Annotated in this window: 15 protein-coding genes; 9 read left to right on the top strand and 6 right to left on the bottom strand. The window is 42.9% G+C overall.

All coding sequences use genetic code 11. The features are described from left to right. Positions 1-58: 58 nt before the first annotated feature. Positions 59-925, bottom strand: coding sequence for an OmpA family protein (locus AC6RV6_RS24360; RefSeq protein ID WP_500243481.1), 867 nt, complete (start codon positions 923-925; stop codon positions 59-61). A gap of 201 nt (positions 926-1,126) precedes the next feature. Between AC6RV6_RS24360 and AC6RV6_RS24355 the strand changes: the two genes are divergently transcribed. After that, entirely contained in the window at positions 1,127-1,993 is an 867-nt protein-coding gene (locus AC6RV6_RS24355; protein ID WP_500243480.1) for a hypothetical protein, read from the top strand. Positions 1,994-2,248: 255 nt separating this feature from the next. On the opposite strand, the gene AC6RV6_RS24350 is transcribed toward AC6RV6_RS24355, so the two are convergent. Then, on the bottom strand, positions 2,249-4,960 hold the full coding sequence (locus AC6RV6_RS24350) for a phycobilisome rod-core linker polypeptide (RefSeq protein WP_500243479.1): 2,712 nt from the start codon (positions 4,958-4,960) through the stop codon (positions 2,249-2,251). A gap of 472 nt (positions 4,961-5,432) precedes the next feature. Between AC6RV6_RS24350 and AC6RV6_RS24345 the strand changes: the two genes are divergently transcribed. The 4 genes from AC6RV6_RS24345 to AC6RV6_RS24330 all read left to right on the top strand — a co-directional run bounded on the left by AC6RV6_RS24345 (position 5,433) and on the right by AC6RV6_RS24330 (position 11,907). Continuing rightward, positions 5,433-5,993 carry an NUDIX hydrolase gene (locus tag AC6RV6_RS24345; protein WP_500243478.1) on the top strand — a complete coding sequence of 187 codons (561 nt, stop codon included), beginning with the start codon at positions 5,433-5,435 and terminating at the stop codon, positions 5,991-5,993. A gap of 308 nt (positions 5,994-6,301) precedes the next feature. Then, complete coding sequence (gene thrS, locus AC6RV6_RS24340) at positions 6,302-8,134, top strand: threonine--tRNA ligase (protein WP_500243477.1); 1,833 nt, start codon at positions 6,302-6,304, stop codon at positions 8,132-8,134. 177 nt (positions 8,135-8,311) lie between these two features. Continuing rightward, positions 8,312-10,603, top strand: coding sequence for a CHASE2 domain-containing protein (locus AC6RV6_RS24335; protein WP_500243476.1), 2,292 nt, complete (start codon positions 8,312-8,314; stop codon positions 10,601-10,603). Then, positions 10,600-11,907: a glycoside hydrolase family 3 N-terminal domain-containing protein gene (locus AC6RV6_RS24330; RefSeq protein ID WP_500243475.1), complete on the top strand. Its 1,308-nt coding sequence runs from the start codon at positions 10,600-10,602 to the stop codon at positions 11,905-11,907. Before AC6RV6_RS24335 ends, AC6RV6_RS24330 begins: the two co-directional genes overlap by 4 nt. A gap of 64 nt (positions 11,908-11,971) precedes the next feature. Here the strand turns inward: AC6RV6_RS24330 and AC6RV6_RS24325 are convergent, their stop codons facing one another. Then, positions 11,972-13,423: a GTP-binding protein gene (locus AC6RV6_RS24325; protein ID WP_500243474.1), complete on the bottom strand. Its 1,452-nt coding sequence runs from the start codon at positions 13,421-13,423 to the stop codon at positions 11,972-11,974. Between the two features lie 169 nt (positions 13,424-13,592). On the opposite strand from AC6RV6_RS24325, the gene AC6RV6_RS24320 reads away from it, so the two are divergent. Both AC6RV6_RS24320 and AC6RV6_RS24315 read left to right on the top strand, forming a co-directional pair. Further along, positions 13,593-14,102, top strand: coding sequence for a hypothetical protein (locus AC6RV6_RS24320; RefSeq protein WP_500243473.1), 510 nt, complete (start codon positions 13,593-13,595; stop codon positions 14,100-14,102). A 191-nt stretch (positions 14,103-14,293) separates the two neighbouring features. Beyond that, positions 14,294-15,064, top strand: a complete 771-nt coding sequence (locus AC6RV6_RS24315) for a Uma2 family endonuclease (protein ID WP_500243483.1) — start codon at positions 14,294-14,296, stop codon at positions 15,062-15,064. 22 nt (positions 15,065-15,086) lie between these two features. Here the strand turns inward: AC6RV6_RS24315 and AC6RV6_RS24310 are convergent, their stop codons facing one another. Both AC6RV6_RS24310 and AC6RV6_RS24305 read right to left on the bottom strand, forming a co-directional pair. Beyond that, positions 15,087-15,644, bottom strand: a complete 558-nt coding sequence (locus AC6RV6_RS24310) for a hypothetical protein (protein ID WP_500243472.1) — start codon at positions 15,642-15,644, stop codon at positions 15,087-15,089. Between the two features lie 61 nt (positions 15,645-15,705). Further along, entirely contained in the window at positions 15,706-17,004 is a 1,299-nt protein-coding gene (locus tag AC6RV6_RS24305) for a hybrid sensor histidine kinase/response regulator (protein WP_500243471.1), read from the bottom strand. 332 nt (positions 17,005-17,336) lie between these two features. Between AC6RV6_RS24305 and AC6RV6_RS24300 the strand changes: the two genes are divergently transcribed. After that, positions 17,337-18,047 carry a DUF1449 domain-containing protein gene (locus AC6RV6_RS24300; protein ID WP_500243470.1) on the top strand — a complete coding sequence of 237 codons (711 nt, stop codon included), beginning with the start codon at positions 17,337-17,339 and terminating at the stop codon, positions 18,045-18,047. 12 nt (positions 18,048-18,059) lie between these two features. Beyond that, positions 18,060-20,042 carry a flotillin family protein gene (locus AC6RV6_RS24295; protein WP_500243469.1) on the top strand — a complete coding sequence of 661 codons (1,983 nt, stop codon included), beginning with the start codon at positions 18,060-18,062 and terminating at the stop codon, positions 20,040-20,042. A gap of 122 nt (positions 20,043-20,164) precedes the next feature. On the opposite strand, the gene AC6RV6_RS24290 is transcribed toward AC6RV6_RS24295, so the two are convergent. After that, positions 20,165-24,232 carry an NACHT domain-containing protein gene (locus tag AC6RV6_RS24290; RefSeq protein ID WP_500243468.1) on the bottom strand — a complete coding sequence of 1,356 codons (4,068 nt, stop codon included), beginning with the start codon at positions 24,230-24,232 and terminating at the stop codon, positions 20,165-20,167. Between the last annotated feature and the right edge of the window lie 159 nt (positions 24,233-24,391).

Raw genomic sequence — 24,391 nt, 5'->3', positions numbered from 1 at the left:
TGACTGGTGACTGGTGACTGGTGACTGGTGACTGGTGACTGATAACTGGTGACTGAAATCAATCTACCGCAATTTCGATGCGGCGATTGCGTTGGCGGTTGCTATTGGTATTATTAGCAACAAGGGGACGAGTTTGCCCGTAACCAATCGACACCCAGCGATAATTACCTCGTAAAGAACTGGCGAGATATTGTTCCACCGTGCGAGCCAGTTGAAAGGATAATTCTCGACTTTCAGACGGAGAATTACTGATATCGGTATGGGCGGCAATGCGAATGGTTGCCCCTTTATGTTTGGCTAAATCCGTCACGATCGCATCTAAAATCAAGCTCCCTTCTGGAGATAACTCGCTATTATTCGCAAAAAGTAGATCGCTGGGTAAAGTAACTTTGAGTTTATCTCCCGGTAGCGGTGTTTTCACTTGAGAGATTGCAGACGTTGTTCCCGATCCCGGCGAAGAAAGTGGGGGAAGGGATTGGATTTTTTGTTGGAGAGCCTGCAAGCGAGTGTTTAGGGGAGTTTCTGGCGTACCGGGTAATGCTAATTGTTTTTCCAGTTGTGTCGTACTCTCCTGTAAGGTTTGCCATTGTTTTTCTAAATTGGCGATCGCAGCTTGGAGTTGCTCTCTTTGTTGTAACGCCTTTGTTTCCTCATCTGGGGAAGATTCTGGAGCGATCGCGGGTAATTCTTCCGAATTCCCCAAGGGTAATTTCTCCCACACCCAAATTAAAGGCGGTTTTTTTCCCGTTTCTTGAGGATTGTTAATCGCCAAGACAATCCCCAAAACACCAGCAATACTGCTGCCAAATAGCAAGAGCAAGAGACTGCCAAGACATCCTCCCAACCCCAATCTCGATGGTGGTGGAGAGAGTTCGGGCGATTCGGCGATTGGTTCTTCGAGGAAATCTTCTGAAGGCGATTGCATCACGTTTTCGTCAAACAAAAAAGAACGGCACACAATTAATACTGGCCATCCTACCGCATGACGGCAATACGAGTTTTGTGAAGGGAGCGATCGCAAAAATTGGCTCGAAAAGACTCCCAGCAATCGATAACATAAAAATATCAAAATAGGTAAACCGCGATCGCTCGCTAACCTTTCCTATCCTCTCATTTTCAACTTTTCATGCTCAAATCGTCTTTGAACCCTGCCGAGTGGTGTAACGCTAAACCCCTTCTCTTGCTGTCGGCGCTATTTATCGCCCCGGATGCCCATGCGAGCGATCGCGTCCCTGCCGTTGTCCTGCCGGTAGACTATCTTGCCTCTTCTCAGCCTGCCCTACAAGTTGCCGATGGCGATCGAGAAGTTCTTTCTCCGGAAGTTCCCACCGATCCCCTCAACAGCAGTTATCCGGTGCCTTGGAATTGGGTCATGGCCACCTATGCAGACTTAAAAGAAAATCCTCATCCCGATCCTCGGTACTATCGCAGTCCAGCCTTAATTTCTCCTGACGGTCTTTACGCCGCTTACAGTCGCATTGCCATGCAGGTACAAGAACAATTATTTGGCAGTCGAGTCAGTAGTGTCATGTTTTTGGAAAATCTCCAAACTGGAGAATTGCAGACGATTACGGCATCTTCTCCCCTCGCAGACGATACCCTCGCAGGAGTCGGGCAAAATCAACCCGGAGCCATTTCCATGCTCATTCCCGTTTCTTGGTCGAAAGAAGGCGATCGCCTCCTCGCCAGACAATTTGAAGGTTTATTCAGCGCGTCGGATGCTTCGGATTTTGCAGTAGTTTGGAATCGCAATACAAGAATTACCAGTACGATCGCTCCCGTGCGCGTACAGTATACCAACGCTGTTTTATTGGGTTGGAGTACCCTTTATCCTCAACAGGTGCTTTTTCGGGCGGGTTCCCTCGGGGAAGAAAGCTGGCCGCTTTGGGCAGTGGATCTCGACAGTCAAACCACTCTTGCGAATGATGATAAACCCATTGTGTATGGTCGATTTCAACAACCTGCCTGGACGGGTCCACAAGCAAAATGGTGATTATTAGTCACCAGTCACCAGCGCTCAGACCCCGCGTCGGTGTTAGCGAAGCTCCTCTGAAAGAGGCAAGACGCAAGGGAATGCTGAGCAAGAGAGTCATCAGTCACCAGAAAGAGCAGAAGAAAAGAGGAAATAATTTGCAATTGGGATATTGTCAGATGAGAAAGGATTGCATTACTTGCGATCGCCAAATAAAACCCTCTCCAATAACAGGAGAGGGAAACCTTCATCAAGAGTTGAGAATTAACCCAGATTTTAAACGTTTAAAATCGCGGGTTCAAAACTGGGAACCACAATTTCCGAATCTTGCTTGGTTAACTTGTTGTACAAACGTTCGGTATTGGGGAAATTCGCCGCCGGAAGGGTGGGGAAACGACGATAAGGCACCACATCTTCATTAAAGAGTTGCAGGTACTCCATACTGTTGAGCATCGCACCGATGAAAGCGCGAATCCCTTTCGTAGCCAGAATTTGATTGTAAGATTGAATCTCCTTCTGGTTGAGGGGAGCACGTCCGAGGAAATGCTTCGTACCCAACTCAATTACTTTCGTGTTGGGATAGGGAGTGTAGAACTCCTTGACGTACAACTCAGAACAGCCTAACGCTTCGATGAATTCCTTCACCGTAATTTCTCCGTTGGCCAAACGGCTTTCGAGAGAAGTAAACTGAGTTTGTATGGTGTAAGGAGCTAAATCTCGCTCGAAGATTTGCCGATACGCTGCTGCAGTCAAATTCTTGACAGCCATCGGATTACCGCGATCGACCAGTTTGAATATCTTAGTTTGCTGGCGCTGAATCGATACCCCTTGATTGACTCGGACGGAAACATCCTTGTCACCGCGCATATCGCCCACTTGACCGAGTTCGATAAAGCGTGGGGTTTCGGGGATCGTGACGTTGGTGGCATAATCTGGCGCGATCGATCCCGGACGCATCCGCAAGCTCATGCCACCGGGGGTAACATAACGCTCGTAAGGTACCGTATTCTCCCCAAAAGATTCTCCATATTCTACGCTGTCGAGAATGGCATCAATCAAGGCGTAAAAGCCTTTCTTCGAGCAAATATCGAAATAGGTGTTAATCTCCTTGCGTCCGTAGGTGGGACGACCGAGCAGGCGGCGGTGGATATATTCAACCGCTTTCACTACATAGAAGGGAGTCCAGTAAGTTTTTAAGAACGCATCGGACTTAGCTAGAATTTTGACAAATTCCCGCACGCTAATTTGGCCGTTTTCCAAGCGAGCTTCTGCAGAGGTTAGACGCTGACTCGCATAGACATCTCGACCAAAAACTTGACGATAACAAGCCTTAATGACCGCTTGGGTGCTGCTCTCGGAGTATTTAACGCTGAGTCCGTTACTGTCTCCCGGGAGTCCGTTCAACCGGAAGACTTTTGCACCCAAAGAACCGGGAGACTTGCCCCGCGCTTTGGGATTGCTGACTTGGCTATTGGTTGCAGGTCCGCGATGAATGAGCAGGCGCTTGGTATCTTTGCCAAAGGGAGCCGGACGGCTGCTGGGATCGCGGGTTTCTTTGGGGAAAATCGCACCGAATTGGATTTCGAGAGGATCGTTCCCAGAACCGTAAACGTGTTGATCCGGTAAGGGGCGATCGTATTTGGCGAAGGTGGTAACGAATTGGGGTACTTTGCGGAAGGGTGCGCTGTAGTTAAACAGGTCTTGCTGCATTCCCCAGTTGCGGCATTCTTGCGCCTCTTGACCCAATCCCCGTAGATAAGGGACGGTTTCTTCTCCGAAGTAATCGGCGTATTCTTGGGAATCGATTAAAGCATCGATGAGCTTGGCAAATCCACCTACCGAGACAATATCAAAGTAGCTTTGTACCTCTTCCCGAGAAGAAGGACCGCGCCCGAGGAAGTGACGGAAGGCCAACTCAAGAGCGCGGCTGTTAATAAAAGGTTCAAAGAATTGTTTGCGATAGAGAGGAGATTTACCCAAGCGCCGCACGAACTCCTTCATGGAAATATCGCCGTTTTTGACTTGGGATTCCAAATAAGAGATCGATTGGTTATAAGCGCGAGTAATATCCCGTTCAAAAATTTGCCGATAAGCTGCTTTGATGACAGCATTTTTCTCGGTGGCCGACAAACCCGGTTTCATGACAAATTTCTGCCGCCGTTCTGCTGCGTTAAAGTAACTTTGAGGCAGTTGTAAGCCCTGTTGGTCTATAGAAGGGCGTTGACGTACTTTGTCGGAGGGAAGGGCGGCTTTAAATTCGCCGATCGCCACGCCAAAGTATTCATCAAGAAGGTCTAAGGCTTCAGGATCGCTAAAATATTTGCGAGCGGCGGCTTTCATTTCTTGAATAGCTACGAGGGTTGCCGCACTCGAACAGGCATTTTCAATAATTTCCCGCAGTCCTCGGACGTTGACGGTAATAATATTGGGATCTCCGGCAACAAGGGCATAGGTAACGTAACGCAGCATCCATGCTAAATCTCGCAGGGACTTTTGCATATTGCGCGGACCGTAGCGGGAGATATTAATGGGACGAAATCCGGGGGGGACTTCGACTTTAGTGCCCGTGGAAAGAAACACCGAACGCAGTCCGCCGAAAATTCCGCTGCCACCTCCGCTTTCTTCAACATAGGTCACGGTACCTAGAGTCATGCCTTCTTTTGTTCCCGTTCCTGCACCAATGGCTGTCAATTGCTCGACGGCCATTTCTTTCTCATCGGCGGGGGGTCTTTCGAGGAAAGCTAGGGGGGAGCCTCCCGTAAAAATGCGATTGGCTGCCCGAGAGACGATGAGTTCGGAATTTCGGGTCACGATCTGGGCGATCGCGATGCGCTTGTTCCCTGAATCAAAAAATCCTTTCAGTTCGCCCAATTCACCCGAGTCGAGAAAACGATCCTGTTGTTCTGCTTGGGCGATCGTTGAAGTGGGTAGAGTTTGGTACAGTTGGGGACGTGCAATAGAACTGCCACCACTTGCCGTAATAGTCATAGTTCGCTCAGCTTTCTCCTATCCAAAGGGTTGACGGGTTTAATCGCTTTCGGCACTGAGGCAATCTGTTTGGTTTTAGGAGCAACATGGCGTACCATCTTGACACGCCTACCCCCAAACCGGGGAATCTCCCTCGATACCGATCGCTTATAGCCTCTTGATTAAACGCTTTTCTTAAAATTTCGGTCAGCTTTTAGATTAGAACGTTTCGGGTTTCCTGAGTGACTTTATTAAGAAGTGTGTCGTATTTTGAGCCAGAATGTCAGGATAAGCGATCGCGATGCCTCTCGAGTTTATCTTTTGGATAGAGACTGTTTGTTTAGCTCTGTTACCGGATCGGAGTGCTAAACCCTATAACAAATTTCCCTGATTTTGTCAAGCCGCACAAATTTTTTGCAAATTATTGAGAAGTGCTGAGGAGATCGCGTTCGCGAAGTGTTTAATGTTAGCAGGATGTCAATTCGAAAATATTGTGTCTCGTTCTACAGCGCAACAACTTTCTTGGAAAACTCACGATCGCCTTGTTGAAATTGACTCCCCTTGGGTGAAATTAATCTGCGATCGCCTTGAAGATAATACCGGAAAGCACCTCGACTATTGGCGAGTTGAAAAAGCCGATTCGGCGATCGTTCTCACCTTGCAAGGCGATCGCTTTTTACTGCCAAAACCCATTTATCGCCCCGGTATCGGACGAGAAACCCTCGATTTTCCGGGGGGACGAGTTTCCAACAATCAAACCCCCGAAAATGCGATCGCCCCCATTCTCAGACGAGAATTAGGAATAGTTCCCGCAGCGATTCAAACAGTAACATCTCTTAATTCTGAAGGGTGGATTGTGAATAGTTCTTTTTCCAATCAAAAACTCTATGGTTTTGTGGCTAATTTGTATCCCCATGCTGCGATCGCATCCGAATTACTTGGCTCTACTTATCCAACTACACTCAAAGGAATTCATTCTCTCTTACAACAATTAATTTGTTTGCAATGCCGCGCCCTTTTGCTAGAATGGCAATATCAAACATTCTTAACCTGAATATTAAAAGACTCGATCTATTGCAAAAAATTTTTGAATTGTTTTTGTAAAGAATAATCTCAGATCTGCTTAAATGCTTATAAAAACATTAGTTTGGGTTTCTCGTGTGGCATTTTTGGGTCACATTCAACAGGAGAAAATTCTTTGGCGATCGAGCGTATTTTAGCTATGAAACACCGATCTCATCGGTAAATATGATGTTGAATTGCTGCGATCGCCAGTTGAATTATTGAATTATCGCTAACAGTAACACCCTTGTACCGATTCTCAGTATCATAGAGAAATGCAGAATTTGCAGTTAAGGAAACATGAATCAACCGTTACCAATCGCCGAAGAACAAGAGCAGCCTCCCATTCGCTTGCCCCGCACCAGCGAATCCGACACCCTCAAACGCATTCGTCACACAACATCCCACGTTTTAGCGATGGCGGTGCAGACTCTTTTTCCCAAAGCGCAGGTAACAATCGGTCCTTGGACGGAAACTGGATTTTACTACGACTTCGACAACCCCGAACCCTTTACTGATAAAGATATCAAAGCCATCAAAAAACAGATGGACAAGATTATCAAAAAGAAACTCCCCGTTATTCGCGAAGAAGTCAGCCGGGAAGAAGCCGAAAAACGGATCGAAGCGATCGCCGAACCCTATAAACTGGAAATCCTGCGGGATATTATTAAGGGCGATTCGATTAGCTTGTACCATCTCGGGGAAGAATGGTGGGATCTCTGTGCGGGACCTCATGTAGAAAGTACCTCAGAATTGAATCCTAAAGCGATCGCGATCGAAATGGTTGCCGGTGCCTATTGGCGTGGAGATGAAAATCGGCAACAACTCCAGCGCATCTATGGGACTGCATGGGAAACCCCCGAACAACTGAAGGAATACAAGCGCCGCAAAGAAGAAGCGTTGAAGCGAGATCATCGCAAACTGGGCAAACAACTGGGCTTATTTCTCTTCTCTGATGCCGTCGGCCCCGGTTTACCCCTCTGGACTCCCAAAGGGACAGTCGTGCGATCGCTGCTGGAAAATTTCCTCAAGGAAGAACAAGTGAAACGCGGCTATTTGGGGGTAGTTACCCCTCATATTGCCCGCACGGATCTCTTTAAAATCTCCGGACACTGGCAGAACTATAAAGAAGATATGTTCCCCATGATGGCAGAGAATGAAGAAGCTGCCGCGATCGAACGCGGATTCGTACTCAAACCCATGAACTGTCCCTTTCATATCCAAATTTATAAAGACGAGATGCGGTCCTATCGGGAACTCCCCATGCGCCTCGCAGAATTCGGCACCGTCTACCGTTACGAACAATCGGGAGAATTGGGGGGATTGACCCGCGTGCGCGGCTTTACCGTCGATGATTCTCACTTATTTGTCACTCCCGACCAACTCGAAGACGAGTTTCTCAATGTCGTGGATTTGATCTTGACGGTTTTTAATAGCTTGCAGTTGCAAAACTTTAAAGCACGATTGAGTTTCCGCGATCCCGAATCCGATAAATATATTGGTTCCGTGGAGAATTGGAACAAAGCTGAAAATGCCATTCGCCAAGCCGTAGAGCATTTGGAAATGGAGCATTTTGAAGCCCCGGGAGAGGCAGCGTTTTACGGTCCCAAACTCGATTTTATCTTCCGCGACGTTCTCGAGCGAGAATGGCAACTCGGAACCGTACAGGTTGATTATAATCTTCCCGATCGCTTTGAATTGGAATATGTAGCTGAAGATGGTTCCCGTCAGCGTCCTGTCATGATTCACCGCGCTCCTTTCGGCTCCCTTGAACGGCTTATCGGTATCTTAATTGAGGAATATGCGGGAGATTTTCCCCTCTGGTTGGCTCCCGAGCAAATTCGTTTGCTTTGCGTCAGCGATGAGTTTTTGGATTATGCAAAAGAAGTCGCCGCCAAAATGAAAGCAGTGGGACTTCGTGCAGCTGTAGACACCAGTGGGGAACGTTTGGCCAAAATGATTCGTAATGGGGAGAAACAAAAGATTCCCGTCATGGCGATCGTGGGTGCGAAAGAGGTCGAAAGCAAAACTTTAAGTATTCGCACTCGCGCCTCGGGGGACTTGGGAACAATGTCTGTAGAGGATGCGATCGATAAACTTATGACCAGCGATCGCAACAAGGAAAAATTTTAACCAGAAATTTGAAGGAGAAATTTGAAGAATTGAGAGGGAAGGATAGTCGAGCAATTTCCTTTCAACTTCCTTCTTCCTCTCTGTGGCATTATTAAGAGTTACAAGTTTTGAGTTCTTGACGGTGTTCTCTGCTTCTACAATTGCATTGACTATCTTCTTTAATCGCGCATTCCCTCCATGTTATGGACTAAGATCCAAAAACGCTTTTGGCAATGGCGAGGAGAGTGGCTCGTCGCGGGAAGCGTAGCGGGATTAACCCTTTTGGTACGTTTGACCGGACTCCTGCAACTCCTCGAATTATCTGCCTACGATCAATTTATTCGCTTGCGGCCTCCAGTTGCCACGGATTCTCGCATTGTCATTGTTGGATTTAATGAAGCCGATTTACAATCCGTTGGAGATTGGCCGTTTTCGGATGCGTTAATCGTTCAGTTATTGGGAAAAATTAAAGCGCAAGAACCCCGAGCGATCGGCTTGGATATTTATCGAGATTTTGTCAAAGAACCCGGCCACCAAGAATGGCTCGAATTTGCCCGAGAGACTCCTAATTTAATTGGCATTCAAAAAATTGTTGAAGATGCCACCCAAACCAGCTCGAGTGAGGATACCGTTGCGATCGCTCCTCCTCCTATCTTGGCCGAGTTAAATCAAGTTGCAGCCAATGATTTACCTTTGGATGTGGATGGGAAAATCCGACGCGGGTTTGTCTATTTATCCGATCCTAATGGTAAGACCGTTTTAAGTTTGGGATTTCAGTTAGCTTGGATGTATCTGGAAGGAGAAGGCATTTCTCCGGAAATCCTAGATGATGGTGGTATTGGGATTGGTCAAGCCACTTTAACGCGTTTTATCGCCAATGATGGGGGGTACGCTCGGGCAAATAATAGTGGCTTCCAACTGTTACTCAACTATCGTGCTGCAGAAAATAGTTTTCGCTTTGTCTCTATGCAGGATGTTCTTGAGGGACGCATTGAGGAGGGTTTATTTCGCGATCGCATCGTACTGATTGGCTCAACGGCACCCAGTCTCAAAGATTTTTTCCTCACCCCCTACAGTAAACCTTTTTCGGGTTTGCCCGTGCGAATGACTGGGGTAGAAATTAATGCTCAAGTGACCAGTTTTCTCATCTCGGCTGCATTGGGAGAGCGATCGCTGATCTCCACCCTACCAGAATATTCAGAATGGCTGTGGGTTCTACTTTGGTCTGTCATGGGAGCCTTTTGGATTTCTCACTGGCGTTCCGTTGACGGTTTGGCTAAACTCTCGGTGATTCGTACGATTGCTCATTTTATTATCGCCAGTAGCGTTCTTCTTTTTGGGGTCTTTGCTATCTTTTTACTCGACTGGTGGATTCCCATCATTCCACCTTTAATCGTTTTAACAGGAAGTGCGATCGTTAAAATTGGCATGACTTTGATCGCTAATTTAAGACTGTCTTATCAACGCATTGAAGATTATGCGAGAACATTAGAGATCAAAGTTGAAGAGCGAACAGAAGAACTGAAAAACAAAAACATGCAGTTGGGGGAAACAAATATACAGTTAGAAGAAACGTTAGATCAACTGCAAACGGCTCAAGATCAAATGATTTCTCAAGCAAAATTGGCATCTTTGGGCTCTTTAACTGCCGGGATTGCCCATGAAATTCGCAATCCTCTTAATTTTGTCAATAATTTTTCCGATCTGACGGTACAACTCACGCAAGATCTCGAAGAAGAATTAGAAACTCAATCATCTAAACTTGAAGAAGATGCCGCAGAATATATTGAGGAAATTATTGATGATTTTAAGGAATGTATAAAAACAATTCATTCTAATGGTAAAAGAATTGAAAAAATTGTTGATGGAATGCTCGGTCATGCAGGTTCAGGAACGGAAAATGCTTCTCTCTCAGATATCAATCAACTCTTAAAAGAAGCGATCCAACTGACTTATCATAATTTTCAAGAAAAAATCACAAATTTTGAAGCTCAACTAGATATTGAATATGATACATCGCTTAAACCGATATTAGTCTTTTCGCAAAACTTTAATACATCACTCATTAATATTTTACACAATGCCTTTGATGCAATGAAAGATCGAAAGCTCGAAGGCTCGGAAGACTATTTCCCAATTTTAACGGTTAAAACTGAAGATATAGACAATTGTATCAAAATTTCCATTCGCGATAATGGTATTGGCATTCCTCCGGAAAATCTAGATAAAATTTTTGAGCCATTCTTTACGACTAAACCGACTGGAGAAGGGACTGGACTGGGGTTATCTTTAGCACGAGAAACCATTGTTTCGCTTCATCAAGGAGAAGTTAGTGTTCGCTCTACCCCCCAAGAATATTCAGAATTTGAGATTATTTTACCGCAAAAATCTATTTATGAAACTCAAGCTGAGATGAATGGATATCTAGAATTTGATGAAGATGAATTAGAAAGTGAAAAATCAGAATTGGAGAGTATAGAAAAATCATGAAATTTAATATTTTAGCTCTATTTTCTATGAATTTTATCAGAATATTGCTGGCGATCGCACAAATCCTTATTGCTCTTATTTTAATTATTTTATCGACTCAGCTAAGAACACCAAGCCTTGCGAGTATCCGCGAAACTCTTTTAGTTATTATTTTACTGGGAAGTGCGTTAATTTGTTTGTCAGGATTCTGGCAACTCCGTGAAAAGGTTTGGAATTGGCAAAAAGGAGCAGCTTTTACGATCGCAATTCTCGGAGGTCTCTGTTTAACTATCACTCTCAGTCAAGAAGCTCAGTTTTATTGGCAAAAATATCGGGTTGTTTTAAGTGCAGAATCAGAAAATTTAGAAAAATTGGGAAACCATTTTATTGTCGGTTATAAAAACTTGGAAGATGTCAAAAGATTGGTTAAAAAACGCGCGATCGCAGGGGTTTTTATTACATCAAGAAATATCAAAGATAAAACTTATCAGGAAATCAAAACCGAACTAGAAGTCTTACAAGAAATTCGGCGATCGCAAGGACTATCGCCATTATGGATTGCTACAGATCAAGAAGGAGGTGTGGTTTCTCGTTTATCGCCACCGTTAACTTATTTACCTTCTCTTTCAGAAATTGTTGCGAAAGAAAAGAGTGTTGAAAAGAAAAAACAAGCCGTCATTGAATATGCGACAATCCAAGGACAAGAATTATCAGCATTGGGAATTAACGTCAATTTTGCTCCAGTCATAGACTTGAATAAAGGAATCAAGAATCCAAGCGATCGCTATTCACAAATTTATCGTCGCGCGATTTCCGAGGATCGTAAAATTGTGACTTTGGTAGCCCGTTGGTACTGCGATACATTAGCTGAATTTGACGTACAATGCACGATTAAGCATTTTCCGGGGTTAGGAAGAGTTGAAAATGATACCCATGTCAGTGACGCAGAATTAAACGCATCTTTAGGAGAGTTAGCTAAAGATGATTGGATTCCTTTTCGCGAAATGATGCAAAACTCTTCAGCTTGGACCATGTTAGGACATGCAAAATTAATGGCATTAGACGCAACACACCCTGTTTCTTTTTCTCCTGCTGTCATTCAAGAATTAATTCGCGAAAAATGGCAGTATCGCGGTATTCTGATTACTGACGATCTCTGTATGAAAGCTGTTTATGGCAGTTCAGATGGTATTGATGGTGCGATCGATAAGGCATTAGTATCAGGAGTCGATCTACTTTTGATTGCCTACGATCCCGATCTCTACTATGAAGCAATGGCGAGTTTGATTCGAGGTAACAGGCTTCAAGCAACCGGAAGCCGATAACAGTTATCAGTTATCAGTTATCAGTGAATAGTTAGCCGGAACATTTTTTTTGAAACATTACCGGTTAGCTATTACTATTAATTGATAATTTTGCATTTAATTCTTCTTTAATGCGGTTGAGAATGGAGGTTTCGTCTAAAGAATCGAGAATATTTTGTACGACTACTTTTGGGCCGTCAGGACCCCATGTTGCACCATTGGCAAGATAGGTTTTCGTCACCTGTCCGATCGCATAGGTGGAAACTCCTGCGACTCCAGCTTGTGCGATCGCGACGGAAACATAAGGAAGCAGAGACAATCCTCCCGTTACAGGGGCAGAAATTCCCAATAAGCCCTTAATCCCACTCAAACCCAAGGTCCCTAACAGATCGCTTGCACTAATTCCTCCCATACTCAAAGCGATTTTTTGGAGTAGGCTCAGAGCACCCTGTTGCGTCATGGGAATGCCATAAAGACGAGAGAGAGAGAGAATGAGAGCGAGATCGATAATCGCTCCTGTAAATAAATCTACTGCTGTCACGGGGTTGAGAGCGATCGCAAGAGCTTTAGTCATGACACCGCGCATGATGGCTGCATTCGCTCCATCGTTGCGAATCTCCATTTTACGCTGGACTATTCTTTCATTGACTTCATCCGCATAAAGCATTGTATTTAACGCAAGCAGGGCTTTTCCTTCCCGGTGTAAAATCTCTAAGATTTTCAGTTTTAAGGCTTCGATTTTCGGTTTTCCTCGTCGTCGCTGCACGGTCATTCTGCCTGCTTCATTTTGCATTTTTTCAGCAACCAAAGGAGAAGCTGCTACCATGACAATTTCTGCAGGAGAAAGTAATTGACGCACTCTTTTATCGCGAATGGTACGATATATTTCGTCGCGATCGGTTTCGGGATATTGGTCGATTTTATTAAAAACTAAAATCATTGGTTTCCCCGAATCTCGCAATTGAGACAGAGCTTCATATTCGACTTTGGCTATATCCCCGGCAATAACAAATAAAATTAAATCAACTTGTTTGGCAACTTTTTTCGCTAAGATTTCTCGGGTTTTGCCATCCACTTCATCAATACCGGGAGTATCGAGAAGTTGAATTTGAGAATTATTAATACCAGCAAGAGAAAGACGTTGAATAGACTTCTGACTGGCTTCGATCGCTTCTTCTTCTAATTGCCAATTGGCATGTCCTATGGTTTGAGTGACTCCATGTAGCGGTCCAACTGTAAACGCATCTTCTCCTAATAAAGCATTGAGAACCGAAGATTTTCCTCGCCCTACCATCCCAAAGGCGGCAATTTGGACGACGGAGCGATCGAGTTTATCGAGCATTTTGGTTAAACGATCGATTTCGGATTCTAAGCCGTTTTGCTCTCGTGGGGTCAGATCGATCGCATCAATGAGATGCTCTAGAGACTCTTGTGCCTGTTTGTAGTTGAGTTCTGCTTGAATTTCGCTAAATTCGAGGAGGGCACGATCGAGATCGTCCTGATGCCAATCGATCGGTTGATGTGAGGAAATATTCATGGGAGGGTAACGAGAAAATATCTCTTTTTGATTGTAGTTCTCCTAGGCAGTATTTGCAGTTTTGTAAAAATACTGATTCCCTTAACAAGGGGATGGATATCGCCGCGTTAACATAGAAAGTAAGGTTCAGAATTTTAAGTTTTGAATTTTGAATTTTGAATTTAACATTATGGCAACTCGAGAACAAGTTAAAGAATATCTTGCCTGTTGGTTTCAGTTAGGCAAAGGGATTGAGGTAGCCGGAGGAAATCAGATCGTATGCGTTAAATCGATTTTGCATGGCGATCGCTACTCTCGAGAATTTGAGGAATGCTGGGAAAATATTTTGCGATCGCAAGGGAAAGGTTTTGCGCTAGAAGGGACTCATCAAGGGATAGACGAACTTTTCTCATCGGGTTGGGAGATGCACCCCTGTTCTCGCTGTCAACTCCCGATTCCCGTGCGAGAATTGGGTAATCAACATTTGGAGTGTCCTTGTGCGGATCTGACGGGATGGCCGAATTTAGAGTTACCCACACCGCGATCGCCTGTTGACAGTCGCTCTCACTTGGGGCGGATTTGCGATCGGGTTTCAGCATTGCACGAAAATAGACAGTCTGATGCTCCCGGATTGCCCTATGCTCTTGCCGTTCAACTGGCTAAATACTATCAGCAAATTGAGGAAAAAACGGAACAATAAAAAATCGTGAGGAAAGCGTTTATTGTGAGTTTACTATCTATCCCGATAACAAGTAGAGCTTTCACTCAGAGAAAATTCTCTCAGCAATCACATTTGTCCGATACAGCCCGAAACAATTTATCAATTTTGTTGGTTATCAATTTTGACATTTGAGCTAAACTAGAACATAGTTTCTCCTCTCAATGCGTCCCATGTTAGCAACGGCGACTCCTTACGAGATTACTTGGGAATTGCTTCCCGAAGACTTTGTTCTAGATAACGAACCTGTGGATAATGTTAACCAACCTCCCCTCGCGGCAGCACTGACCGAGAGCTTAGAATTAGCGGGAAGATTACCTGATACGTCCCTCATTGCCACCAATTACGGCATCTGTGCCACAATGGACGGCAAAATCGCCATTAGAGCCCCGGATTGGGTTTATATTCCCCAAATAAGTGTTCCTCGCTCTCAAATTCTTCGCAGCTATACTCCCCACCGACAGGGAGATACACCGCTTATTGCCATTGAATTTCTCTCGGATGCGGATGGGGGAGAATATTCCAGCAAACGGACTTATCCTCCCGGAAAATGGTTCTTTTACGAGCAAATTCTGCAAATTCCTTACTATTTGATTTTTGAACCTAATACGGGCAGATTGGAGGTTCATCAATTGCTAGAGTCGGGAGGGTATAAACTGCGATCGCCCGAGGAAAACGATCGCTACTGGATCGAAGAAATCGGACTCGCGATCGGGGTTTGGCAAGGACGACGAGAAAACCGCGATAGTTACTGGTTGCGCTGGTGGGACGAGAACGGTAATTTGTTACTGTGGGGATCTGAGTTAGTCGCACGAGAACGTCAAGCGACAGAACGAGAACGCCAAGCCAAAGAACAAGAACGACAAGCCAAAGAAGCTGCCCTCAGACGCTTGGAACAATTAGAGCAACAATTACGAGACGCAGGATTCGAGCCTCCAAGTTAACAATTTATTGAGCGATCGCTGTTTACTCTTCACCAACAAGGGTTTGATAACATTCCGAAGGAGAGGGTTGAGTGGGGCGAACAATTGCCGCAATTTCTCCATCGCGATCGCAAAACAAAAGCACGATATCCCCTTGAGGATCGGAGTTTTTCACCATCTCTGCGATCGCTTTCAGATCTTCCCCAGTAATACCCATACGTCCCAATTTCTTTTTCAAAGAACCTTGAGAGATAAAACTTATCTGAAAAGGAGCATCCTCTATATCTCGCACGAAAACGACACCTTTTTGATGACTTTTTTCGTATCCTTCCCAAGCGATCGCCCCTAATAGCATTTCATTGGTGGCAAAAAAAGCATCCCCATCTAAATTATTTTGAGACGCATCAGTTTTAGACAAAGGATTGAGGCGATCGGGCAATTTATCGAAGAGTTTGCCCAAAAAAGAAGGCTTTTCTTCCGGTTCTTCGCGAGTGGGTCTTTGTGCCAACTTTGCCCAAGGAGATTGTTTAATCGGAGCAGGATTTTTGGATTTGCTCTCGCCCTGTCTGCGTTGTTGCTTGAGTTTTGCCTGTCTGCCCACGATTGAGGATCCCCAATATTAATCATCTAACTTTTAATTTTACCGGAATATCGGTCTTTTCTCAGCCCAGAGCAGGAGGGCGATCGCTGAGACGAATCGGTAAAACAATGACAAATTCTGTACCTTTCCCCAATTCGGAAGTATAACTCAACTGCCCGCCATGTTTGTCCACTACAATTTGATAGCTGATAGATAAACCCAAACCCGTGCCTTTGCCAATGGGTTTTGTCGTGATAAAAGGATTGAAAATTTTGTTTTCCAATCCCTCTGGAATCCCCATACCATTATCTCGAATTCGCACGATAACGTTTTCTTCATTCACTTCAGTGTTAATAACTATCTCAGCAGGGTTCTCGATCGCCATATCCTTAACCTTTTTTTCTTCGATCGCATCGATGGCATTGATCAATAAATTCATAAAGACTTGATTGAGTTGGCTGGCATAACATTCAATGAGGGGTAAATTGCCATAGTCTCGCAGGATTTTAATCGTAGGGCGTTCTGGAGTCCTCCGCAAACGACTGCCAAGAATCATTAAAGCACTGTTAATACCTTCGTGAATATCAGCATTTTTGAGATCGGCTTCATCCAATCGAGAAAAATGGCGCAAGGATTGCACGATACCAAGAATGCGATCGACACCCACTTGCATTGAAGTGAGAACTTTAGATAAGTCTTCTTGCAAAAAAGGTAAATTGGCTTCTTCTATGCGTTCTCGAATTTCCGAGGGCGGATCGCTCCAAGCGCGATCCTGTAAGTTCACTAAATCGAGCAATTCTTGAGTATAGGCACGAGCGTGAGGCAAGTTGCCGTGAATAAAATTAATTGGATTGTTAATTTCGTGAGCAATTCCAGCAATCAATTGTCCGAGAGCAGACATTTTCTCGCTTTGAATTAACTGAATTTGAGTTTGTTGCAATTCATCGAGAGTGCGAGTAAGTTCTGCTGTTCTTCTTTCAACCTGTTGTTCGAGATTCTTATTGAGTTTGCGTAATTGTACGTGAACGTTGACTCGTGCGATCACTTCCTGTTTTTGAAAGGGTTTGACGATATAGTCCACTGCACCCAGTTGAAAGGCTTTGGTTTTATCGTCCAAATCCGTCAAAGCTGTCATAAAAATAATCGGAATATCTCGAGTTTCGGGATTGGTTTTGATCCGGTGACAGGTTTCAAAGCCATTCATTCCGGGCATCATTACATCAAGGAGAACGATCTCGGGCTGAACTTCTTGTAATTGCGCGATCGCATCTTCGCCACTTGACGCGGTTAAGATTTTCAATCCAGAATCTTGCAGTGTTGCTGATAAAACTTTGAGATTTATAGGAGTATCGTCAACAATCAAGATGTAATTGCTATCCATCGTTGTTACAGGCTTTGGAATTGAGAGATATAACTCAGATTAATACACTGATTCAGCTAAGGAACTTTCGTAACAATAGAATAACAGTCGCACTATTGGTTTGTCCAAGAAGTCCGATCGGAAGAGTATTGAGCGGCAAATCCCTAATATCGGGTTTTGCGATCGCACTTGACAATTTAAAATTATTGTGAATTGAGAGAAAGCAGGTTAAAGCAGATTAAAGCAGGAAAGAGCCGCAAACGTTAAAAATCTTGTGGATTTGCGACATATTCGGAGCATTCGCGATTAAACTATGGGTGAGATTTTTCAATCTGAATCTTTGCTTCCCAACTATGTTTTATAGTCTGACCAACCTCCCCTATTGGATTATTTTCGGTCTCGGCGTTCTCCTCTTTTTAATTGCCATTAGTGCCGGTGGAGGAGACGACGATATTGATAGCAATGACATCTTCGATCTAGATGCCGATACAGATGTTGATGTTGATGTCGATGGGGAAATCGGATTACCTCAACTCTTGGGTTGGTTGGGGATCGGGAGAGTTCCACTCATTCTCTTGTTGGCAACGGATTTATGTCTTTGGGGATTAACGGGATGGCTGCTGAATGCGATCGCAGCCCATTTTCTCGGTTTCATTCCTGTTGCCATTATCGGCTGGGGTGGCATCATTTTTCTCACTTCTTTTTGGTTGGGTTTGCAAATTGGCGGTTTATTTGCCCGTCCCTTGGGGAAACTCTTTGCCGCTTTTGGTCAAGATGCGAGTAGCGATCGCTTAATTGGCTGTCTGGGAACAGTTTCTTCGAAAACAATTCCGTGCATTACTGAAGGCAAAATCGGTCAAGTAGATGTTTCCGATACTAACAAAAATTTAGTCACGGTCGGAGCAACTATTCCGCAATGGGCGACTGTTATTCCTCAACGCGGACAGCAAGTGATTGTCATCGATCGCCGTAAAAGTGGCTATCTCGTTTTAGCAAAAGACACTTCCGACGAAGATCGCTGGCTCGCCAATTCAGAATCAATAAAAGACACTCATTCTCATTAAATTCGAGGTATTATGAATCCTAAATTTTTGCTGAGTTTCCTGCAATCTTTACCCTCAATCTCTCTAGAAGAGTCCTTAACAGACAATTCTAATCTAGCCTTGAAACATCAGCCACAACCTCTTGTTGCGATGAAAGGATTGCCCATGCAAACTCCTAATTTTAATGCCGCAGGATTGGGAGGAGGAATTCTCATTGCGGCGGCGGGACTGGTTAGCATTATTATCTTACTCGTTGTCGGTTTGTGGGCGTATAAGCTGGTTTACAACATTACGCCAAATAATGAAGCCTTTGTCAGAACCGGGGGACTTTTTGTTAAAAAGAAAACCGTAATTATTAATGGTGGTTGTGTAGTTTTACCCGGATTTCACGAACTCACTCGCGTGCCGTTGCGAGAGATTTCTATTGATGTAGAACGGACGGGAGATTTAGCCGTTCGTACACAAGACTATTTGCGGGCAAATATGCGTGTAACTTTTTATGTTTGTATTAATGCTGACGAACAAGATGTCAGCACATCAGCAGCAAGGTTATCGAAAAAAGGCAGAATTTCTGAGGTTGATATTAAAGATGCTTTGGAAAAACGGGCAGATGATGCCATTCGCGCTGCTGCAAAACGCAAAAGTTTGGCAGAAATTGACTCAGATAAATTAGGGTTTGCTGATGAAGTTTTGAATTTGATTCAGCAAGACTTGAAAAAAGTCGGTTTGACTCTGAATAATATCGCGATTTCAGAAATTGAAGAAAGCGATACTTATGATGAAAACAACTTTTTTGACGCTCAAGGGGTGAAATTAAGAACAGAAACCATTCAACGTGCAATCCAACAAAAGAAAGAGGTTGAACTCACCACTAAGGTGACAATGGAACAACAAGAACTTGATGCTGAAAAACAATCATTATCGATTACTCAGCAGAAAGAAGAAGCTAAATTGAATCAAGAAAAAGAAATTGCCTCACTGCAATTGACGCAAGAACAAGAAATTGAGGCGTTAAAGGCACAACGAACTCGGGAAATTCAAGAGGCACAGGATAAAGAAGCGGCAAAAATTGAACGAAATAAGATTTTACAAGATCAAGCGGTTGAGGAGGAGAGTATTCAAAAGCAATTATCGATTCAACAAAGTCAAATTGAAGCCGATATTGCTTTAGAAGAACAGAATAAGAAACTGAAAATTGCTCAAGCATTGCAGCAACAAGAAGCGCAAGTTGCGGAAATTACGCGAGAACAAACCGTTAATGCGTCTCGCTTGCGGGCAAAAATTGAGGTTGCCTCGGCGGAACAAGAGTCTCGTTTGGCACAACAAGCGGCGGCGATCGCGATCGCTAACAAGGAAAAAGATCGCCTCGCCACAGAAGCGGAACGAATTCAAGCAGAGGTTGCAGTACAAACGGCGAAACAGGTGGAAGAGGCGGAACGCGATCGCAATCTGTCAGTTATTGACGCGGAAAAAGAGGCGCAACAACGACAAATTGCCGATAATAATGTGGTGGAAATTGAAGTTTTCCGCCGTCGTCGTCAAGCAGAAATCGCCCGACAAGCGGCGGAATTGGAAGCGGAATCTATTCGCACATTAGCAGAGGCAAATAAGTATAAAGCATTGTCGGAAGCAGAAGGTAAAAAGGCGTTGATTGAGTCAGAAAATGCCCTCAGTAATGCGAATCGCACGGCGGAGGTCATCAAACTCATTTTCCCCGAAATCGCCGACCAATTGCCGGAATTAGCCAAAGCTCTCGCCCCACAACCCGGAGTTTTGGGAGATGCGCGAATCTATGCGTTTCCGGGAGCAAATGGCAACGGTAAAGGAGATATGGGGGATATTAATAAGCTGTTGCTATCTACAAGCGGACTTTCTCTGATTAATTCTTTACTCGATGAAGGTAAATTGGGGAATTTAATTACTCAAGTTCAAGGGTTACTCAATTCTGATGAGTCAACGGATGAAGAATCTGCCGATACTTCCACCGCAGTTACGGTAAACCCCAAAGATGTTTAAGGTATAACTGAAAAAGGCGATCGCTTGGAAAAACACAACTTTTTCTGCGATCGCTTCTTCAGTCGCCAGTCTCCTATCGAAGTTTATAGATAATATTAATCATCTCAATGCGATCGCTCTTTTTAAGAAAAGTCTGACTCGTATTCGTCTTGCTTCCAATCCTTTTCTTCTAACGGATGTAGATTAAGATCGTCAATCTTTAAGATGGTTTCTAGTGCAGTATAAACTATTGCAAAAGGATAATCTTTGCGGTTCAGAATAAAATAAGAGAGTTCCTCTCGGAGTTGAGTGCGATCGATTTTATAATTTGGCTCGGCTAAACTTGAAAAACGCTGGCAAAGCCGGTCTAATATACGTGGAAATTCACATACATATTCGAGAATTTCTCGTTGTCTCCAAATATGAAACTCTTCAAGAATGGGTTTGCATTCTAATAGTACCATACAAAAAGTATAAAATATATCTTTGTCACTTAGAAAGCAACTATACTCAATCAATAGCCGATCCCATAATAAGTTTTGAACTTCTTGATTTTTGAATTTTTTAGACGATGCAATTAATGTACTGAGTTTTAAGGCACTAGGACGATCAATTTTTAGAAGTTTTTCTACAGTTTTCTCACATTCATCTGGTAGATTTTGCACAAAAAAGAAAGAATATACAAAGTCAAAGGTTTCATGCTTTTCCCAAAAATTGAGTAAAATATCTAGATCGAGTTCAGAGGTATGCAAGCACATTATGAAAATGGCATAAACCCAATTTGCAGGAAGTAAAGAAAATTGGTTGGCTCGATTTACTATATTTTCAACTTCTTTTGGTGTGACCAATTGTATTTCTCTATCAAATAATATTCCATTTAAACAATTTAAGTCACTGGAATATTTCTGTCCTTCCTGTTCAGCAACCTCAAGAGCGATATTTAAGATTTTATAGAGAGGAATTTTATGTTGAGAGGTAGATGTAGACCAAGTCTCAAAAAGATTAATAGGAAAGTTCGGAATTTCTAATATCCGTTTTAATGGTGTATTCAGCATATTTTTATATTCTTCTTCTGTTATTATACGTTCTTTTACCAGTAATGGCCAGTGGTTTGGATGAAAGAATAACACTATCCAAAGTTTGTCCGAGTTTAAAAAATCTCCACTATTGCTAATCCATTCAGAATCTTGTGTCACAGTTCTTATAAGTTTCTTTTTGAATTTCACCCAATCATTAATTGAAGCAAACTTAGAGATTGGAGGACCAAGAACGTACTCTGTTTTCCATGTTCTATCAATCTTTTCAAGAGTTTCTTTGATTTTATTTTCCACTTCTTGAGATTTCTGATGTATATCAGAATTTGTAGGCTCTAGAATTGCTTGTATAAAAGAATCAAGATATTCTATATAAATATTTTTGCTGTCATCAGGATCAATATTTTCATCCTTGAAAGAAAAGTTGGATTTATAAGAATTTTTATGGTTGTGAGATAAATAAAACTTGATTTCTAGCTTGAACTTATTTTGAAAAATTGATAGTTTTTGCATATTTTCTAACGAGTAATATGTAAAGCGATCTAAAAACATTTCAGGTTCTATCAACACTAACTCATACTGTTTACTTTTAGATTGGGTCAAAAATAGATTTTGTAATGCGTTTCCTCTCTTAATAGTTGATCTGTAATTGTATTTATAGTACCCAAGTATTTCTCGTAAATCATTAATGTCACACTCTAATAAATTTATACTCAAATCATACCTAAAAGCTATATAAATAGCAACTTCTTGAGTCTTCTTGTCAGATAAAAGTTTTTGAACTTTATCACAGAATCTTTTTTTCTCTTCAGGTCGATCGGGAGATAATTCAGCTAAAAGCCAAAGTTCTATAGACAATGTTTGATTATCTTCTTTCGTAATAGTTTCAAAATAATCCCACAGAAATTTATAAATTGAACGAAGCCAACCCAGTCTTAAAATTTCTATTGCTGAATCGTTATTACACCATGTCCACCGAGTCTCTCGACTAAAAATTATTTTTAAGGTGCGTTTGAGATCGTTCTTTTGCTGAAGGTCAAATTCAGGTAAAATATTGAGAATTGCACGACGGCTTCGAGTTCCTTGAATAATTGCCTCAACCCGATCTTCATTTTCGCCTTGAGTGCCAATATCTTTAATCCAACGCATTTTTTGATTCGTACTTGCTTGAGCGACGTAAAATTGAAGAACATAAGACCAATATGCTCCTCGACGAATCAACATCGGAAAAACGCGATCTGGATCTGCATTGGAATGATTGAAAAGATAAACAGCCGCAAAATACTCTCGAAATTGCTGCACGACAAAATCAACATCGGTTTGATCTTTTCCCTTCCCGACTAACAAACAAAGGCGATCTGTTGCAGCATCGATAATTTCTTGAGCTATCTCTTTAGGTGTTTTCTCACCAAATTCAGCACCAGAATAGTTTTCTATAACATCATATATATAGTATTTAAAAGTTTTTCGATCTAAAGCATCAATACGGGTTTGTTCCATTTTACAATGAAGTTCGTAACCAACTCGCTCGTGAATATGAAGTAATATCTGTTCTCTCTCTCGTACAATTGCAGATTTTTCTTTTTCCCTATCAAAAATCACTTCAACATATTTTTTATACAATTTATGTCTTTGATGCGGGATTTGGATTTTGCGTTGAACAATCGTTAAAATAACGGTAGCTTGGAGAAGCGATTTTGCTAAACGCTGTACTGCTTCCGACATCATCCCCTGTTTTATTCTTTCCTTCGCTTCATCTCGCTCATCTGCATCGCGAATTCTTCTTTTGAGCCAGCGATCGCAATACTCATCAAAATCTGTTCTTTCCAGTTCATTTAATTCCCATGTCAAAGGATTAAATTGGTCAAACTCACCAGAGTATCCTTTGGGACGACTTGATAATAATATTTGTAGATCTCCCTCTTCCGATTTAACGCGACGTACAAAAACCTCCAAATTCTTAACAATTTTACGTCTTGTTTCTGGATTGGGAACTTCATCCAAACCATCTAAAATAAGTAGGATAGGATTGCTAGATGCAAGCTCAAAAATATCCTCCATTTCAAGGCTAGATGAAGCATTGGGATTAATTAAACCTTCCGCAATATAGCGAGCTAATTCATCGGTCTTTTGTGCGTCATTTTGAATGGTTATCCATCGCGCATAACGGCGCAATTCGACACGAAACGGAAATCGCCGATGCACATAAGAATCTAGTTTTTTAGCATCAAATCCATTTGGTAGTTTAAGACGTTTCTCAAGACTCCTTGCTAAACTAGAGTCAACACTCAGAGCCGCGTGATAAAGTGCTAAAAATTGCGTCAGCGTACTTTTTCCCAATCCAGGACCGCCAAGCAGTAACATAGCGGGAGAATCGGCAAAAAGAAGAGCAAATGATGCGCGAATTTGCGTTGGATTTTCTGGTAGTAGAATTGAAGCGACTGTAGAATCTTTCTCGTCTTCACTTCCTGATAATAATTCCTTTAAAGTTTCGCCACTAACCTCATCATGATTATCTCGCAATTTTAAGGTTAAATCGATAAAAACATCAGTCAGAGGGAGATTGGGTTTGTCTCCAGCTTCTTCGGCTCGCGCACTTCCTTCGCGTTCTGTGACAAACTTTAAATAAGCCTTAAATGCACTTTTTTTGCGATCTTGAGAAAAATTTATTCCTTTGAATATTGCCTGAAGAATATCCCCCGGTAAAATAGAATCGAGATAAGCAGTGCGAACGCTTGCATTAGCATCTAACATACAGGAAAGATCCGCAGCATCCCAAATATATATTTCTGGAATTTCTTCTTTCCACTTTGCAGCAATTTGGGTAATGAGATCGCGAGTTCCTACAGTCCTTGCACCTGTAAACGGCACATTCGTAATCAAAATATAAACATGACAAGGAACTTTATGTTTATTAACAATTTTATCTAATTCTTTTTCTAAATCTTTAACAACTTCATCCCGCGAAACAGACCAACCTCGTAGATTTATATCGTGATACTTTACCTGAAAAACCCACTCTTTTGCTATGTCTTCTGTTGCATTCGCAGGTCGAGAATAGCTAGGAGAATCGGGATTTTGCGTCCATGTGGCTTCCCTTCCACCATCTTTTCCTTGGCCAAACTGAATCAAATTGCCCCGAATTCGATAAGTTTGCTCTAGGAGCGCTTGAGCCATCGATTCAAATTCTTTTGGCTCTAAGCGATCAAAGGAGTATTTCGACATATCCTGAAACAGATCTCACTCAATCGCAGTATTATACCGTACTTACCGTTACCTTAGAGCGATCGCTTCTAACTTTTTAGGAAACCAAGTACACTGGATAAAGTTCCCGTA

Source organism: Spirulina sp. LEGE 11439, assembly GCF_059821285.1.
Note: the sequence above shows the minus strand (reverse complement) of the source record. Positions and strands in the feature narration are given on the sequence as shown.